Below are 16,371 nucleotides of genomic sequence, written 5' to 3'. Positions count from 1 at the left end.
GAATTTTTATATATAATTTATAAATAATTTGCGGGGTCAAGGTATCCTCCATATGGCAAAACCCCGCAGACGCGGCTTTTTCTCAACTGCACCGTGCGCGCGTCGTAAACGGTAAAATGAAGGTGCGGACCGGTGGTATAACCGCTGTTTCCGCTATATCCAATTATATCACCTTTTCCTACTTCTTGGCGAGGGCCTACGCGCACCAAAGAAAGGTGCGCGTAAAGAGTCGCCAGTTTGTTTGGGTGGTCAATTAAGACCCATTTGCCGTATGAGCCCCTGGGGCAAATGTAATCTGTGTTGCCGGTGGCTTTAACAACGCCGCCGTCAGCCGCTCTTATCGGCGTGCCGACCGCAGCCCTAAAATCAATTCCGTTATGAAAACCGTTGCCGTAAACGTCGGTGTATCTGGAAAACGACGTGCGGCCGAATTCTTGCGTTATCACTCCCCCATCAATCGGGTTTAAAAGAATTCCGCTGCCAAAAGTCGGCAAAGAGCCGAAATCTATCTGTTTTTTAAGCTCGTTTTCTATCTGCTTTATCTCTTCGTAAATTTCTGCGCGGCGCTTTTCGCGGTCCCGGAGCAGTTTTTGGTAAAGCGCTTCCTGGTTTTTCGTCGCGGCAAGCAAGTTATTTTTTTCTGCCCTCGCGTCTTTTTGGATTTCGCGGTGCGCCAGAAGCTCGTTCTGAAGATTTTTCAAATCCCGCCTGGCCGCCTCCGCTTTTTGTTTGCGGTCTTCCAGATTAAGTTTCAGCATTTTTAATTCCTCGTAATTTTCGCGGATGCTTTCATTTAAAGATTTAATGCGCTCAAGCTCGTCAAAAAAATCCGACATTGTGTCATATTTTAAAAGCGCGGTCAAAGTCCCCTCGCTCTCTCTTGCGTTAAGTCCTTCCAATATCTTGGCGAGCGCCGCTTGGCGGTTTTTTATGGACGCCGAGGTGTCGGTGATGTTCTTGCCCAATTCTTTTATTTCCAGCTCTTTTTTTGAGATTCGCGTTTGGGTGAGCGAGATTTGCGCGTTTAATTTTTTAATTTCGTTATCCAGCCGCTTTATCTCACCCTTGAGAGTATCGGCGGTTGACTCGGCTTCTTCTATACCCTCCTGATACTGCTTAATCTCCGTCTCCAATTGCTGGATTTCCGTGTTTTTCTGGTCAATCTGGCTTTTCAAATCATCCGACTCGGCGGCGAAAGAGAGAGAATATAAAACCAGCGCCAAAAGCGCCGCCATAATAATGATTTTAAATTTCGGCTTCACAATCTTATTTTACCTCATTAGAAATAATATTTCTAACGGGGTTTTAGCATATTTAAAGCCGAGGCAACGCGGGCGATGCTTTTTTCTTTTCCTAAAATCTCCATTATCTCAAACGGGCCCGGGGAGGCCTTTTTGCCAGTTAGGGCAACCCGGAGGGGCCATAAGAGTTCTCCCCTATCTTTAAACTTTTTTGCGCGCTCTAAAAATATTTTTTCTATGTCGTGTTTGGAAATTGGAAATTGGAAATTGGAAATTATTTCTTTTGAGGTTTCCAGCGATTTTTTAATTTCTTTATTATCCATATTTTTCCATTTTAACAGCGTGGCATCATATTCCGGTTCTTTAAAAAAATAGTTGGTTTTTTCCGGAAGCTCCGAGAGTTTTTTAAGGCGAGGTTGTTCCAGCGCGATGATTTTCTTTAAATATTCATTTGAAAATTGGAAATTGGAAATTGAAAATTGGAAAAAACCCCTACTTAATTCCACCAAATCTTTTAAGGGTTTTTTTTGTATATATTCTCCGTTCATCCAATCTAGTTTCGTAGTATCAAAAATCGCGCCGGCTCTTTGAACGCGCTCAAGCTTAAATTCTTTTATTAACTCTTCCAATGAAAAAATTTCCTGATCGGTTTTCGAGTGCCATCCCAAAAGCGCAACGAAATTTAAAACGGCCTCTTTGAGATATCCGTCGTCCAAAAAATCATGAACCGCCACCTCCCCTTCCCTCTTGGAAAGCTTGGCGCGGTTTTTGTCCAAAAGAAGCGGCAGGTGGGCATATTGAGGAAGCTCCCAGCCGAATGCTTTATGCAGCGCGATGTATTTCGGCATTGAAGAGATAAATTCGTCCCCCCTGATGACATGCGTTATGGCCATATCGTGGTCGTCAACCAAATGGGCCAAATTGTAAGTCGGGAAACCGTCCGATTTTAAAATCACAAAATCTTCCTGCGTCTTATTGTCTATTTGAATTTCGCCATGAATAATGTCGGCAAAGACAGTTACGCCGTCCTTCGGCATTTTAAATCTGACGGCGCTGTCGTCTTCGTAAGCCGCGCCTTTGGCTACCAATTCCTTGGAATATTTTTTATATTTTGCCAAATTATCGGATTGCCGAATCGGTCCCTCGTCAAAACCCAGTCCGAAAATCCGCAATGTCTCAATAATATTTTTTTCTGCTCCTTCCACAGTGCGCGCGCGGTCAGTATCTTCTATGCGTAAAATAAATTTGCCTCCATTTTGCTTCGCGAAAAGATAATTATACAGCGCCGTGCGAAGCCCCCCAACGTGCAAAAACCCTGTCGGAGACGGAGCAAATCGCGTGCGCACCTTACTATTCATGGACTCCCAATTTAATTATTTCTTTTGCGATTTTATCGGCGGCGTCCAGGCGGGCGAAGGCCTGCGCGGCAAGTTTCATTTTTTTGACTTTTTCCGGGTCAGCCAAAATCTTATCAATCTCCGACAAAAGCAAATGCGGCGTAAGGTTCGTCTCTTCTATCACTTCGGCTCCGCCGAATCTGGCGTAAATGTAAGCGTTTTCCCGCTGGTGGTCCTGCGCCGCGGAAGAAAGCGGTATTAAAATCGCGGGAGCCCCCCAAGCGGCTATCTCAAAAATCATGGAAGAGGCCCTTGAGACGATTATGCTTGCGGCCCGCGAAGCGTTCCGGAGCTCCCCTTCCCCCAAAAAGCCATATGGATGGTATCTGCTTTTATATTCGCTTTTTGCCAAAATAACCCGCGCGCGCCCGGAGACGTCTTCAAAGTTGCTTCGTCCGGTCTGGTGTATGATTTGGTATTTTTTAACCGCGTCAGGAAGCATAGCGAGCGCGGTTTCGTTTATTTTCTCCGAACCCTGCGACGAGCCTAAAACCAAAATCACAGGAGTCCCCTCTTCCAATTTAAAATATTCAACCGCCTCTGCCAGATTCCCGCCGATTATCTGCTGGCGGACAGGGTTACCAGTAACAGCCGCATTTTTGCCGGGGAAATACTTCGCCGCTTCTGCGAAGGAAAGCGCTATCCGCTTCGCCCACCCGCCGGTCCAGCGGCTTACAAGACCGGGGACGGCGTCGGACTCGTGGACTATAACCGGGATTTTTAAAACGCGCGCGGCAAGCAAGGTCGGAAAACTGGCGTAGCCGCCTTTTGAAAAAATGACATCCGGCATCAAGAGATACACCCTCCAAAAAGCCAAAAACACGCCGACGACGGTCTTGAAGGTATCGGGCAAATACCTTAAGGAAAAATACCTTCTCATTTTGCCCGCCGGGATTTTTATAAATTTTATATCCTCGGCCAGCAAAAGTTCTTTGTCCGCCGGTTCATCCGAGACAAAAAATAAATCCAGCCGCGCTATGTTTTCTGATTCGGCAATCTTTTTGAGAGATCTGGCGACAGCAATCAGTGGGTAGAAATGTCCGCCAGTCCCGCCGCCAGTAAAAACTATTTTCATTTTTTTCTTCTGGAGATGTTAAGAATAATGCCGACCTCGGCTAAAGTAAGCGCCAAAGCAGATCCGCCGTAGCTTACGAAAGGAAGAGGTATCCCCGTAAGCGGCATAAGCCCGATTATTGCGGATATGTTTATTAAAACCTGAAACATGATTAAAAATAAAATTCCGGCGCATAGCATACTTCCAAAAATATCCGGCGCCCGGCTGGCCATCCACATGCCCCTCAAAAAAAATAAAAGGAACGCTCCGAGGAACGAAATCGCGCCCAAAAAACCGAGCTCTTCAGCAAAAACCGCGAAAATTGAATCCCCTATCGGCTCAGGCAAATAGCTGAACTTCTGGCGCGAGAGCCCAAGCCCTCTGCCAAAAAGCCCCCCGGAGCCCACGGCGATAAGCGCCTGATTTATCTGGTAACCGCTTCCTTGGAGATCGCTTTGACGATCTAAAAAAACTTTCAAACGTTCTCTGCGGTATGGCTCAACCGCCACGAGTACACTTATAATAACCAACCCGACGGCGGAAAGCAAAGCTATCTGCCTAAAACTTCCTCCGCTTATAAAAAAGAGGGCCAAAACCGAAATCATCAAAACCATCAAAGTTCCGATATCCGGCTGCATAACCAAAAAAGAAGCGATGAAAGCGCTCATAATGGCAAAAGGCAGGAGGCCAAATTTAAAAGAGGATATGGATTTTGATTTGGACTCAATCCAGGCGGCTAGGTATATAATGTAAGCCAGCTTTAAAAATTCAGCCGGCTGGAAAGACACGCCCCCAAAAGCCAGCCAGCGCCTTGCGCCGCCGTGGAGAAGCCCGATGCCGGGGATTAAAACCAAAGACATCAGAAAAATCGCTAAAAGCAGAAGGGGCAACGCGAATTTTTTCCATTTTTCGTAGGGGATTTTATATGTTGCCCAAAGCAGCGCGAGACCCGGCAAAACGCCGTAGAGGACTTGGTGCAGAAAATAATAATACGGCGAGCCGAATTTGGACATTGAAAACCCGATTGACGCGGACGCCAAAATAAAAAGCCCGAAAAGAGTGAGAAAAATTGAAAGGAAGAAAAATATTTTATCGTACGAGCCAGCCCTCCTCATTTCATTTTTTTCTTAGAACCACTCCGTACCTTTCCGGCAAAACCGCTCCGTCCTCAATGGCAAACTTGCCGGAAATCAAGAGAAAACGGAGTCCTGACGCGTATCTGTAAGGATTTTTATAAGTCGCTCGGTCTTTAAATTCTTCAGGATGAAAAATTGCGACGTCGGCAATATATTTCGGTTTCAAAAGGCCGCGGTCGCCGAACCCGGCTGCCCTTGCCGGCAGAGAAGTCATTTTGGCGACTGCGTTGCCCAAAGGAATTTTCGCCCTGGCAGATATTAAATTAAAGAACCTCGGGAAAGCGCCGAAAGACCGCGGGTGCGCCAAGTTCCCGAAACGGCTCTCTGCAACATCATATCCGGCGCCGTCGGAAGCGATTATGCTCCCGGCGTATTTTGCGCCCGCAAGCAGATTCGGTTCATTTAAGGTTTTGCCAAATATGGAAACATTCAAGTCGTTTATTTTCAAAAGCTCAACCAGAAGCGCCTCCGGTTCAATGCCGGTTTTCTCCGAAAGCTCTCCCAAATCCTTGCCGACGGCGCTTTTGTCGTTGAGAGCGGAGGCAACAAGAATTCTTTTCGGGTGCAACGTCGCCGATTTGAGTTCGGCCAGGATTTTTGCCGCTATTGCCGGGTCGCCAAGTTTTTTTAAAACATCTTCGCTCCCGCCTTCCCTTGCCCAGGTCGGCAAAAGAGAAACAAGCATTGAACCCGTGCGAAGATATGGGAAGACGTCAAAAGATATTTCCACTCCTTCATTTCGGGCGGCGTTTATTATTCCAAGCGCTCCCCCAAAGTCAGTCCAAGCTCCCCTGCCAACCGCCTTGAAGTGGGAAATCACCGTGCGCACGGAACTTTTTCGCGCCAAGGAAACCACAGAAGACACGGACGGCAGAAAGTTTTTGCCTTCATCGCGGATATGCACTTTGTAAAGTCCGCCTTGTTTTTTTACTGCGCTGAGCAATCCAAGAAGCTCGTCCTCCTCGTCTCCGTTCCAATCCGCGAAAGAAAAATTGCTGCTCATCCCCCAAGCGCCTTCAGCCAAGGATTTTTCCAAGAGAAACAGCCGCTCATCTTTGGAATTCGCGTTTCTTTTCAGGGTTTCATGGCCCACCAATGTCGCGACGTTAACCCCGACACCGAGACGTTCTATGTTTTCATAATACTCCGGGAGGGAGTTCCAGTTTATCGGCACGGAAAATCCAGTTGTCCAGCGCTCAAGCCCAAAAAGCGACTCGCGCTTTACCACCGGCGCCAAAGATTCTCCGCAATTTCCGAGCAAAATCGTCGTTATCCCTTGCCGCAATAAGCTTTCCTGGGAAGGCACGGAAAAAAGCGTGCCGTAAACATCGGAGTGGTTGGTAATGTCCACAAAACCCGGGGTTACGTAGAGATTGGTGGCGTCAATAATTTGCTCGGCCGCCTCATCTGAAAGATTTCCAATTTTTACGATGCGATTGGCCGAGATACCCACGTCAGCCAAATAAGGCGCGCCTCCTGAACCATCCAGCACCGTCCCGTTTTTTATCAAAATAGAAAAAGCCATGATTTAAACCCTGCTTACAAAATGCAAAATCATGCCCAAAATCGCGAAAACGATTGAGAGCACCCAGAAGCGCATGACGACCTTTTCGGCCGGCCAGCCGACTGCCTCAAAATGATGATGAATTGGGGCAATCAAAAACACTTTGCGCCCAAAAAGTTTTTTTGAGGAAAGCTGGATAATCACGGAGAGCGATTCCAAAACCAGCGGAAAGGCAATGATCGGCAAAACGGCGACCGCGTTTATAAAGAAAGCCACTGTCGCCAAAGTCGTGGTTAGGGCCATGATGCCCGTCTCCGACATGTAAAATCGGGCGGGCGGGATATTGAACCACAAAAACGCCAAAATCGCGCCGGCGATAACCGCGCAAAACGCCGCAATGTTTATCTGGTCTTGAAAAAAAGCGATGCCGGCGTAAGCGGAAAAAATTACCGCGAACACTCCGCCCGAAAGCCCATCCAAGCCATCAATCACCCCGCCCGAAAAAGTCGCCCACATAACCAAAATAAAAAGCGGGATAAAATAAACTCCCAGCCATAAATCTCCAACCCCAGGGACAAAAACCGAATCCTGCCCCAATTTGAAATAAAACCAATAAGCCCCAAACGCCGCGATAATAGTGATTAAAAAAAATCTTTTGGTGAAAGTAAGCCCGCCCCCGCGGTATGCCCCTTTTTGAAAAACCAAGGTCAAATCATCCAAAAGCCCAACCATCGCCCCCATAAACAAAATTCCCAATGGCACCCATGTCTGTCCGCGGGAAAGAAAATTAAGCTTTAAAAAAATCGGGTCGTCTGAAACGACCGGCAAAACCCTGAAAATCGCGGCGACAATAAGCACCGTCGCCCAAATTAAGACGCCTCCCATCCGCGGGGCCTTCGTCTCGCGCTCTTTGTGGAGCTGGTTAAAAATCGGCGTCGGCGAGCCATCGGGAGAGGTTGTGCGGACGTCCTTCCGCCACATTTTGTATTTATAAAGGAAATGCGTCAGAATCGGCGTCAGCGCCACACCCAAAAAAAACGCAAACCCTCCCAGCCCGAGCACCTTATAGATGTTCAAAATCAAATCCTGCTGCATAATTTTAGTTTAACAATTTTTAGAATAAAAAACAGCCGGCCCTCGCGAAGACTCTTTTTATAGAATCTCCGCAAAGAACCGGCCTTAAAACTACTTTACCCGCTCGCAGCGTATATAAATAGCCGCTACTTCCGCGTACTTAGGCGACGGGGGGTAATACTTCATCACCTCATCAGCGCGCCGTGAAAGCAAATCCAACGGATATTCAGTCATGCTTTCATTGCAACTTCCCCAAGCGAGAAGTATGGATTCTTCTTTGACCTCACGCCAAACAGCTGCAACTGCACCGTTTCTCATCTTGATCAAATCGCCTCTCTCCGCCGCCCGAAGCTGACTTGCCACATCGGCCTGCCGATTGGTTTCGGCGAGCTCGGTGGCGAACTGTTCCCGAGTTTGAGTGGTTTCTTTAAAAAAGCGGCTAAGTGGGTTCCAGATTACTAAAGTTGCAACGAACACCCCGATACCGACACACCCAATGACCGGTAGATATTTTGCGAACATAAATCCTCCTTTTTTGCGAGCGTTGATTTTCGCGCACATTCCGTTTTCCTGCTTTTATTATACACCCGTTTAGATATAAAGTCAAGCCCTCAAAAACCCTTATTTTATAAGGGTTTTTTGATAACCTCCCCCAGCCCCCTCCTTCGTAAGGAGGGGAGCTTTTACTAAAAAACCCCTCCCCTTTACAAGGGGTGGGGTGGGAGGGGTAAGTGTTCCTTAGCGACTTTTAATCCATTCCAAAATCTTTTTGACGTCAGAGAAACGGCCCTGCTCCGAAGAGCCCAAAACCACAATTCCCAATGGGTGGCCGATAGGATATTCAACAATTACCAGCAAATTTCCGCCCGCCAAATCCGTGTATCCGGTTTTTGCGCCGATTAAAGGAGTTAGTTCCGGCGCAAGATTATTCGTCGGCTTGAGCGCGTGCTTTATCCTCTCGCGGGAAATTATTTCTCTCGCTTCCCCGAACTGCCACAAAGGCGAGCCGAGCGAGGATTCGGCAATTTTCATGACGTCTTCCGCCGAGCCGTAGCCGCCGGATATTTCTGCGGAAATATCAAGGCCGGAGATATTGTAAAAATTCATTGAAAGCGCGTCAAATACTTCCGCTTTTTGCCTCATTAAATCCAAAAACCAATCGCGGTCTTTGCTCTCTTTTTGAATTGTGTGCTCAACAAGCGCGGAAATCGCGTCATTGGAGGACTCAACCATAACCATCGCCAGAAGATCGCCTACCTTAAAATGCTCCCCCACCTTCAAAGAACTCGGTTCCGGAGCCAGCACGGCGTCTTGGGATATGACAACTTCCTCGTCCAGCTTATTTTTATCCAGCACAAGAAGCGCGCTTATAATCTTAGCCAAGCTTGCCAGCGCCAACGCCTCTTTTTCATTTTTCTTGAATAAAACCTCGTGGCTTACCAAATCTTTAGCCAAAGCCGCCTTCGCTTCAATTTCCGGAGAAGGCGGCAAAACACCCGGCCACGCGGTTTTTTTCTCAACTCTTACAAAAAAAGAAATAAGTAGAAATAAAAGCACAGAGATAAAAATCGTCGGTTTCTTCATTTTCATTCCGTTTCGGAGGCGGTCTTAAGAAATTCATCAAGCTTTTGAGAGAAGTTTCCGTACTCCGGCAGTTCAGAGATTGAGGCAACCCCCAAAAATTTAAGAAAATCCGCCGAAATTCTGTACAAAAAGGCGCGCGAGTCCTTTTGGTCTCTTACGCGCTCAATCAGCCCGCGCATAAGTAAATTGCGGATTATAAAAGAAGAGTTCACCCCGCGTATATAATCTATGTCAAAGCGTTTCAGCGGCCCTTTGTAGGATATGATTGTAAGCGTCTCCAGCGCGGCGCGCGTGAGCTCGCCGGCGAATTCTTCTTTGGCAAAATCCTCCACCAGTTTGGATACTTCTTTGGAGCTTACCAAAGAAACTCTATCCTGGTCACGGAGAATCGCGAGCGCATGCTCCCCTGCCAAATGTTTTTCCAACCAATCCAAAGATTCTCTTATCTCCTTTTCATTTTTTTTAAGAAGCGAGGCGAGGCGTGAAATCGCCATCCCCTCGCCGGAAACAAACAGCAGCGCTTCTATTTTTTTAGCAAGTTCATCCATTGTGATTTTTCTTAAGCTCAATGCTGCCAAATAATTTTTTTTGCTCAAATATCATAAACCCCTGCCTGATAAGCTCAAGCGCGGCGAGAAAGCTCACGATAACATCAGTTTTTTCTTCTCCGCCAGAGAAAGTAAACTGCATAAACCGCTCAAGCCGATTTTTTAACTCTTCCATTTTATCTTCCAGAGAGACAGTCTTTAAAATTGCTTCTTCCGGCAGGCCCTCTTTTTGCGGAACGGCCTCCAAAATCTCAACCAGGGTTTTTTTAAGAATTGCTAGGGTTAGCCCTTCGGGTGGAAAAAACACTGCTGACATTCCAGCGTAGGCCTCTCTTCCGAAAAGATGCAGATTCTCCTTATTTAAATTTTTAATATGCAAAGAAAGCTCTTTAAAAAATTTATATGTTCTTAACCTATTTTCCAGCTCATGGATGTCCAACTCCTCCTCCTCTGAAAGTTTAATCCCCGGAATCAGCGAGCGAGATTTTATCAGCATTAAGGTTGAGGCAATTACCAAAAACTCCGCCAATTCTTCTTTCGGCATTTCTTCCAAAGATTTTAAATACGCAATATACTGCTCCGCGATTTTTGCGAGCGAAATTTCATTTACGGAGAGCTTGTCTTCTTCAACAAGGTTCAAAAGCAAATCCAGCGGCCCCGAAAATTTTTCTAAAGTAAGTTGATATGTCATCAATTTAGATATCTTATCCTAAGCAAACAAAAATATCAAACCAAACTGCGTTTTTCTTATCATTGAAACAAAAATTGGCCAACCCATTATATACTAAAGCAACTTGACGACCGTTTAGTTAGTTTAGTAAACTATGCTTATGAAAAGAGGCAGTAAGGCAGAATTAATTCTAAAAACACTGGGAAATGGCGCATTGCTAACAGTCGAGATTCTAGACGAATTTTTTAATTATCCAGAATCTTATAGAAGGGCTAGAAGCAGATTATTCGGTGGCCAGATGCCTAGACAAGTTTTTGCGCATTCGTCGTCATCTGAAACACAGTGTTTTTATTCATTGCTTAATGGGTTAAAACGACAAGGATTTATAGTGAAAAAGAAAAGTATTAGCGGTTCTTTATGGAATATAATCGCTACGGGCTTAGATAAGCTACGATGGTTTAAAGACAATAAAATAAATTACACGCCGGCGTCAGATAATAAGATCAAAATCATAATTTTTGACATACCAGAAAGATTGAAAAAACAACGCGCTTAGCTAAGAGAGGCATTATTGGCTTTAGGTTTTAGAATGTTGCAGAAAAGCGTGTGGTTTGGCAAAAATAAGATTAATCAAGAATTTTTATCTGATCTTAAAGACAAAAACCTCTTAAATTTTGTTCATATTTTAGAAGTATCCAAAGCCGGTTCCGTAAAAGAATTAACTTAATCGTCTTTTCCACCAATTTAAATCCACTAAGACAACTTAACGGTCGTCAAAATGCCTTAGTAAATTAAATATTGTAGCGAATTTATTTATTGTGAAATAAAACTATTTTTTCTCAATTTTTATGCGGAGCTCTTTAAGCTGCTTTTTTGAAATCTCCGAAGGAGAGTCCATCATCAAATCCCTCCCGTCGCCGGTTTTGGGAAACGCGATTACTTCGCGGATGCTCGGTTCGCCCTCCAAAATCATGACCAGCCGGTCAATCCCCGAGGCGATTCCTCCGTGCGGCGGGACCCCGTATTCAAAAGATTCTAAAAGATGCCCAAACTGGCGGCGGATGTCTTCTTTTTTGTTCCCCATAATTTCAAAAACTTTCTCCAGAATTTCGGGATTATGCTCGCGGATTGACCCGCCGCCAATCTCGCAGCCGTTTAAGACAAAATCATACTGCTGGGCCGCTAAATTTCCGGCGTTTTCTTTATTTATTTCTGTCCGCCAGTCGGCGGATCGGATTTTCGTGAACGGGTGGTGCACGGCGTCCCAGCGTTTTTCCGTTTCCTTCCACCCAAACATCGGGAAACCAACTATAAACGCGAAGGCGAGCTCGTTGTTGTCATCTCTATTTTTTCTTAAATCCGGCTTATCCGTGCCATATTTTTCCATCGTTTCTGTGTAGCTAATGCGCGGAAACGGCTTTTGCGATATTTTTTTATCAGGATAAAGCGCCTCAATAATTCCAGTGTAAATTTCTTCGGTAAGAACCAGAATTTCCTCCTGGCTCGCGAAGCTCACTTCCAAATCAAGCTGGGTGAATTCCGGCTGGCGGTCGCCTCTCGTGTCTTCGTCCCGGAAACACCTTGCTATCTGAAAATATCTTTCAATCCCGGCAACCATCAAAAGCTGTTTATATTGCTGCGGCGACTGCGGAAGGGCATAAAACTGCCCGGTGTGGAGCCGCGATGGCACTACATAATCCCTCGCGCCTTCCGGAGTGGATTTTGTTAAAATCGGCGTTTCTATTTCAATAAAATCTTTTTGATGAAGCCACTCGCGCATAAAAGCAATGATTTTATCACGCATCGTTAAATTTTTTAAGAGCCGCGGCCTTCTTAAATCCAAATAGCGGTATTTCAGGCGATTGTCCTCACCTATCTCATGTCCGTCGCTTGAGATATCAAACGGCGGCGTTTTGGCTTCGGCCAGAATTTCAAGTTTAGTCGCTTCAATTTCTATGTTGCCGGTTGGAAGCTCCAGATTTTGCATTCCGCCCGGCCTCTCTCTTACAGCTCCTTCAATTTTGACGACCCATTCGGAGCGAAGACCGTCCGCTAATTTTAAAAGCTCTTTATTTTTTGGGCTGAATACAACCTGCGCCACCCCCCATCTGTCGCGCAAGTCAATAAAAATAATCCTACCGTGGTCGCGCCTCGCCGCAACCCAGCCCATCAGCGTAACTTCCTCGCCTATTTTATTTACCGCGTCTTTGGCCAGAGTGCGCATGCTGGTAAGCATAACATAATCAGAGCGCGCTAAGAAATCGCTCATTTTCCTCCTGAAAATCATATTTGACGGGCAGCTCCACAAAAAATATACTCCCTTTGCCGAGGCCCTGCGACTCCGCCCAAATCCGGCCCTTGTGGTCGTCAATGATTTTTTTGACGAAATAAAGGCCTATACCCATGCCTTCGGGCCGCTCTTTTTTAGCTATCTCCGTGCGGCCGAACTTTTGAAAAAGCCGAGGCATCTCATCTCTGGGCATGCCAAAGCCCCTGTCGGCCACCGACAGCAGCATGCTTTTGGCTTTGGGCGTTAAAGTCACGACGATCGGCCCGATTTCAGAATACTTAAACGCGTTATCCAGCAAATTCATAACGACTTCGCGCAACTTATCAGCATCTCCGTAAATTTTGAATGTCCTGTTATTTTTATTTACAAATTCTACGGCGATGCGCTTCTCCTCGGACACCTGCTTAAATTCCTTCACGACTTCTTCAACAATGTTGTCGAAGTAAATCATTTTAAATTCATATTTTAACCGGCCGGACTCAATCCGGGAAAGGTCCAGGAGCTCCGATACCAATTTAGTCAAGTTATTGGCGGCCGCAAATACTTTTTCCATCGGCGCAAGGGCTTTTTTGTCTATTTCCCCGAAAGTCCCTTCCATAAGCATGGAGGTATAACCCTTAATCACCGTGAGCGGAGTCCTTAATTGGTGCCCGGCAAGTGAAATAAACTCCGATTTCGCTTCGTCAAACTTCCGCAATTTCTCGTTGGCCGCCTCCAAATCCTTGGCCAATTTCTCAATTTCTTCGCGCGATTTAATTTCTTTTATAACGCTGTTATTAAGCAGGATGCCGACAATAATGGTAATCAGCAAGAGCGCGATGTTCAGCAATTGCTCATGACTTCCAAATTCAGAAATCAGCGTGCGCACAGAAATAAATACCCATAAAGACGCGACGAGGAGTTGCGCCATAATCACATTGATATTCATCAATCTATAGCGAAGAATCGCGAAGCCCATAATTATGGGATAGAAAGAGACCGTTAGATTCATGAAAGGATAGATATTAATATGATATTCCGGCAAAAAGCTAAAACTGCCTCCGAAAAATCCCAAAAAAGATCCAATAAAAAAATATTGGATTTGTTGCTTGCGCAATCCCACTGCTCGTTTGTACTCCTTGAAAAGAAGAGTGTGCGAGTATATTACCAGGATTATAAATAGCGCAAAGTATGAGTTATAAAGAGGGGTTGGCGTTAAAAAATAAATTTGATTAAACATCAAATGCGTTGCGTTTATAAAAGAATCCGTAAATAAATTTGCAATAAGGTAAACGCCGCCTAAAACGTAAAAAAATAAAATAAAAAATTTATTTTCTTTTTGAAGAAAAATATATACAAAATGCGTAAACATTATTGGGATGAAAATTACTCCAATATAGGCAAATTTCCACCAAAATAATGCGCGCGCGGGATCTTTTGAGATACCTATCTGATAAGCTCCCAGCCCCCACAACATAACTGTTATACAAAAAATGCCCCAGATCAGATGCAAACGGGCAGTTGCCCTAGCAAGCATGATAATAGCCATTAAAGTGCAGGTAATGACTATAAGTATTCCGGAAATGGCGAATGTATTTAGCATTTTTATTCTTTACAAGCGATTAGACTAATTATAACAGCCGGCGTGCATAAAAAAAAGCCGCATTCAGGCGATGCGGCGTACAGATTCGCTGGTTTCCTTATTCTTTTGGCCGAAATTGACCTTAATAGCGTAGTCCAGCATACGTTGCAACATTGATTCGCTGATAGCCGGAGCAGAAACATATGATTCCCCGAGTGTTCGGAGAAGATTGTCTCTTCCGAAAATCGGCTCATGCGTGACATAGGGCAAATACCGGTTGATTTTCCGGTCAAGAGCCCTCTGCATCCTTCTCAGCATTTGGCTAGCCGCGCTGTTGCCATCCCGATATTGTATCCCGCGGATCTTCAGATAATCTAAAGAAACCTCGATAACCCACTGGACTCTCGGCGGGGAGGGATGCACTAAATGAAATGTCTGATTCGCAGCCGACAGGCTGATTAATTTATTCAAGATCCTTGCCAGCCAGTTGGAATTCACCAAATTCAGTTTCGAGACCGGCGAACAGTCGATGCTAAGCGGCAATTCCAAGAACCCTTCCTCGTCAAAGCTTATTCCCTGACGAATTAACCTGTCTTTCCCCCCAGTTAACCACCGCTCATACAAGCTGTTGCGCAACCGCCAAAATCCGACAAAAAAGCCGTAATAACCGTTGAATTCTTTAACGTAGCCACTCGTTGCATCGCCGATTACGATGCTCATGCGGTGGACGGAAAACTTCCCGCCGTTCCAATTCCTGACGAGACGCTCGGCTTCAAGCTTCGATTTTTCATATGCGTTGCGGGTTGTCTGCCCCACATCAAAGTCATTTTCCGTAAAAGATCGCGCGCTGCCCGCAACGTATACGGTGCTAAGAAAATGAAACTCTTTTACCTCCAATTCTCTCGCAAGGTCAAGCATAGTTTGCGTCCCGCCAACGTTGACACGTTTTGTCTCATCCGAAAGCGGCTCGTCAAACCTTATTGAAGCCGCTCCGTGGACAATCTTGTCTATTTTCCCTTTCCATCTATCTATATCAGCCGATTTCATTCCGGCTTTGGGCAGGGTCACGTCGCCGTTTATAGCCATGATATTCTTTTTCGAGAAAGGCAGCGTTTCCACAAGGCGGGCATGAGCGTCTTTTTGGCGGTCAGGTCGGATTAAACACAAAACTTCGTTGTTTTCTTGCAATAGCGGGGCTAAACAAGACCCCACAAGGCCAGTTACACCCGTAAGTAATATTCTCATATGATTCCTCCGTTCGTTTTTGATTAGTTGTACCCTTCCTAAATCCTAACAAAAAAAGCCCCTGAAAATCAAGGGGCTCGCGCCGGATAACCGGCTAGTGCTTGAAATACTCCGGCGGAAGTTTAGCGGAAACCTCCGCGGCGGCTTTTTCCACCACAACGCGCAGATTTTTCTCCATTGGCGTGTTCTTCCACCCGGCAACGCCCGCGCCAAGAGAACGGCCAACGAACGCTCCTCCGGCTGACCAGTCAACGGAACTTCCCTCCACGGTCGTGGAGACAACTATCTCCGACGTGCGGACGTCCATAACCTGGACGTCCATAACAAGACTAGAAGTTTTAATCCCTCCAGCCAATACTCCCAAAGCGCCGATCCAACCTCCCAAAGTCCTGCCGACAGCGCCGACCGCCGCGCCTACCCCTGAATCTCCCGGGTCAAAGCCGGTAATCTTTGCGATAATCATGAGGTCTGACCCCGTGATCTCACCGGTTTTTACAGCCGTGCTTTGTCGCACTCTTCCTGCGGTTGCCAGGTCTTGCTCGGCAAGGACATTTTTAATTTTTTCCCTGCTGACGGTCCGGAAGCGTCCGGTGTCAGCAAGAGCGCTTTCAAATACGGAATTGATTTCCGGGGCAACCCCTACCCCGCCCCACTTCACCGGGATAAGATTAATGCCTTCCACAGGCGCCATTGAAATAGTGGCTTTCCTGCCAGCATAAGCCGGCGCCGTAGCTCCCGGCTGTCCAGGAGCGGGTTCCGGAGGCAAGGGCTGGGAAACGCTTGTCCTTCTCACCGTTGCCGCAGGGACACAGGAAACGCCGAACAGGACCAACAGGGTTAAAACGATAACAACGATAACCTGAAAAACATCGGTGCTCCGCACATTTTTTGCTTTCATAAAAAGGTCCTCCTAACCTCGGTTTAGCACGTCCGCCTAGATATTGCAAGGGCCGCAAAAATCGTGTAGAATTATCAAATCCGCCCATAGCTCAATTGGCAGAGCAGCTCCCTTTTAAGGAGAAGGTTCCAGGTTCGATTCCTGGTGGGCGGACACTTTAGAAAGGTGC

The 16,371-nt window shown here is 46.2% G+C and carries 15 protein-coding genes and 1 tRNA gene; 2 read left to right on the top strand and 14 right to left on the bottom strand.

All coding sequences use genetic code 11. The annotated features are described in order from the left end of the window. Positions 1 to 17 precede the first annotated feature (17 nt). The 10 genes from HYW15_02325 to HYW15_02280 form a co-directional block, all read right to left on the bottom strand. On the bottom strand, positions 18 to 1,262 hold the full coding sequence (locus HYW15_02325) for a peptidoglycan DD-metalloendopeptidase family protein (GenBank protein ID QQG42330.1): 1,245 nt from the start codon (positions 1,260 to 1,262) through the stop codon (positions 18 to 20). 32 nt (positions 1,263 to 1,294) lie between these two features. Beyond that, positions 1,295 to 2,599, bottom strand: coding sequence for a glutamate--tRNA ligase (locus tag HYW15_02320; protein ID QQG42329.1), 1,305 nt, complete (start codon positions 2,597 to 2,599; stop codon positions 1,295 to 1,297). After that, positions 2,592 to 3,713, bottom strand: a complete 1,122-nt coding sequence (locus HYW15_02315; protein QQG42328.1) for a UDP-N-acetylglucosamine--N-acetylmuramyl-(pentapeptide) pyrophosphoryl-undecaprenol N-acetylglucosamine transferase — start codon at positions 3,711 to 3,713, stop codon at positions 2,592 to 2,594. Before HYW15_02315 ends, HYW15_02320 begins: the two co-directional genes overlap by 8 nt. Next, entirely contained in the window at positions 3,710 to 4,807 is a 1,098-nt protein-coding gene (gene ftsW / locus HYW15_02310) for a putative lipid II flippase FtsW (GenBank protein ID QQG42327.1), read from the bottom strand. Before ftsW ends, HYW15_02315 begins: the two co-directional genes overlap by 4 nt. Before the next feature lies 1 nt (position 4,808). Then, a complete protein-coding gene (locus HYW15_02305) occupies positions 4,809 to 6,353 on the bottom strand; it encodes a hypothetical protein (GenBank protein QQG42326.1) in 1,545 nt (514 codons plus the stop codon). 3 nt (positions 6,354 to 6,356) lie between these two features. Then, positions 6,357 to 7,427: a hypothetical protein gene (locus tag HYW15_02300; protein QQG42325.1), complete on the bottom strand. Its 1,071-nt coding sequence runs from the start codon at positions 7,425 to 7,427 to the stop codon at positions 6,357 to 6,359. A 90-nt stretch (positions 7,428 to 7,517) separates the two neighbouring features. After that, a complete protein-coding gene (locus HYW15_02295; protein ID QQG42324.1) occupies positions 7,518 to 7,967 on the bottom strand; it encodes a hypothetical protein in 450 nt (149 codons plus the stop codon). 177 nt (positions 7,968 to 8,144) lie between these two features. After that, positions 8,145 to 8,996 (bottom strand): D-alanyl-D-alanine carboxypeptidase, encoded by an 852-nt coding sequence (locus tag HYW15_02290; GenBank protein QQG42323.1) that lies wholly within the window; start codon positions 8,994 to 8,996, stop codon positions 8,145 to 8,147. After that, positions 8,993 to 9,538 (bottom strand): SMC-Scp complex subunit ScpB, encoded by a 546-nt coding sequence (gene scpB / locus HYW15_02285; protein QQG42322.1) that lies wholly within the window; start codon positions 9,536 to 9,538, stop codon positions 8,993 to 8,995. Before scpB ends, HYW15_02290 begins: the two co-directional genes overlap by 4 nt. Then, positions 9,531 to 10,229, bottom strand: coding sequence for a segregation/condensation protein A (locus HYW15_02280; GenBank protein ID QQG42321.1), 699 nt, complete (start codon positions 10,227 to 10,229; stop codon positions 9,531 to 9,533). The genes scpB and HYW15_02280 overlap by 8 nt, the downstream gene beginning before the upstream one ends. A gap of 139 nt (positions 10,230 to 10,368) precedes the next feature. On the opposite strand from HYW15_02280, the gene HYW15_02275 reads away from it, so the two are divergent. Next, on the top strand, positions 10,369 to 10,764 hold the full coding sequence (locus tag HYW15_02275; protein ID QQG42320.1) for a hypothetical protein: 396 nt from the start codon (positions 10,369 to 10,371) through the stop codon (positions 10,762 to 10,764). 273 nt (positions 10,765 to 11,037) lie between these two features. On the opposite strand, the gene aspS is transcribed toward HYW15_02275, so the two are convergent. The 4 genes from aspS to HYW15_02255 form a co-directional block, all read right to left on the bottom strand. Then, entirely contained in the window at positions 11,038 to 12,432 is a 1,395-nt protein-coding gene (gene aspS / locus HYW15_02270; protein QQG42974.1) for an aspartate--tRNA ligase, read from the bottom strand. Positions 12,433 to 12,451: 19 nt separating this feature from the next. After that, positions 12,452 to 14,026, bottom strand: a complete 1,575-nt coding sequence (locus tag HYW15_02265; protein QQG42319.1) for a hypothetical protein — start codon at positions 14,024 to 14,026, stop codon at positions 12,452 to 12,454. A gap of 117 nt (positions 14,027 to 14,143) precedes the next feature. After that, the gene (locus HYW15_02260) at positions 14,144 to 15,304 is read right to left on the bottom strand and encodes an SDR family oxidoreductase (GenBank protein ID QQG42318.1); all 1,161 of its coding nucleotides are present in this window, start codon (positions 15,302 to 15,304) and stop codon (positions 14,144 to 14,146) included. Positions 15,305 to 15,398: 94 nt separating this feature from the next. Beyond that, positions 15,399 to 16,202 carry a hypothetical protein gene (locus tag HYW15_02255; GenBank protein ID QQG42317.1) on the bottom strand — a complete coding sequence of 268 codons (804 nt, stop codon included), beginning with the start codon at positions 16,200 to 16,202 and terminating at the stop codon, positions 15,399 to 15,401. A gap of 80 nt (positions 16,203 to 16,282) precedes the next feature. On the opposite strand from HYW15_02255, the gene HYW15_02250 reads away from it, so the two are divergent. Then, a tRNA-Lys gene (locus HYW15_02250) sits at positions 16,283 to 16,355 on the top strand. Positions 16,356 to 16,371 lie beyond the last annotated feature (16 nt).

The organism is Candidatus Giovannonibacteria bacterium, from assembly GCA_016432405.1.
Lineage (GTDB): Bacteria > Patescibacteriota > Minisyncoccia > UBA11713 > 2-01-FULL-45-33 > MFHE01.
Note: the sequence above shows the minus strand (reverse complement) of the source record. Positions and strands in the feature narration are given on the sequence as shown.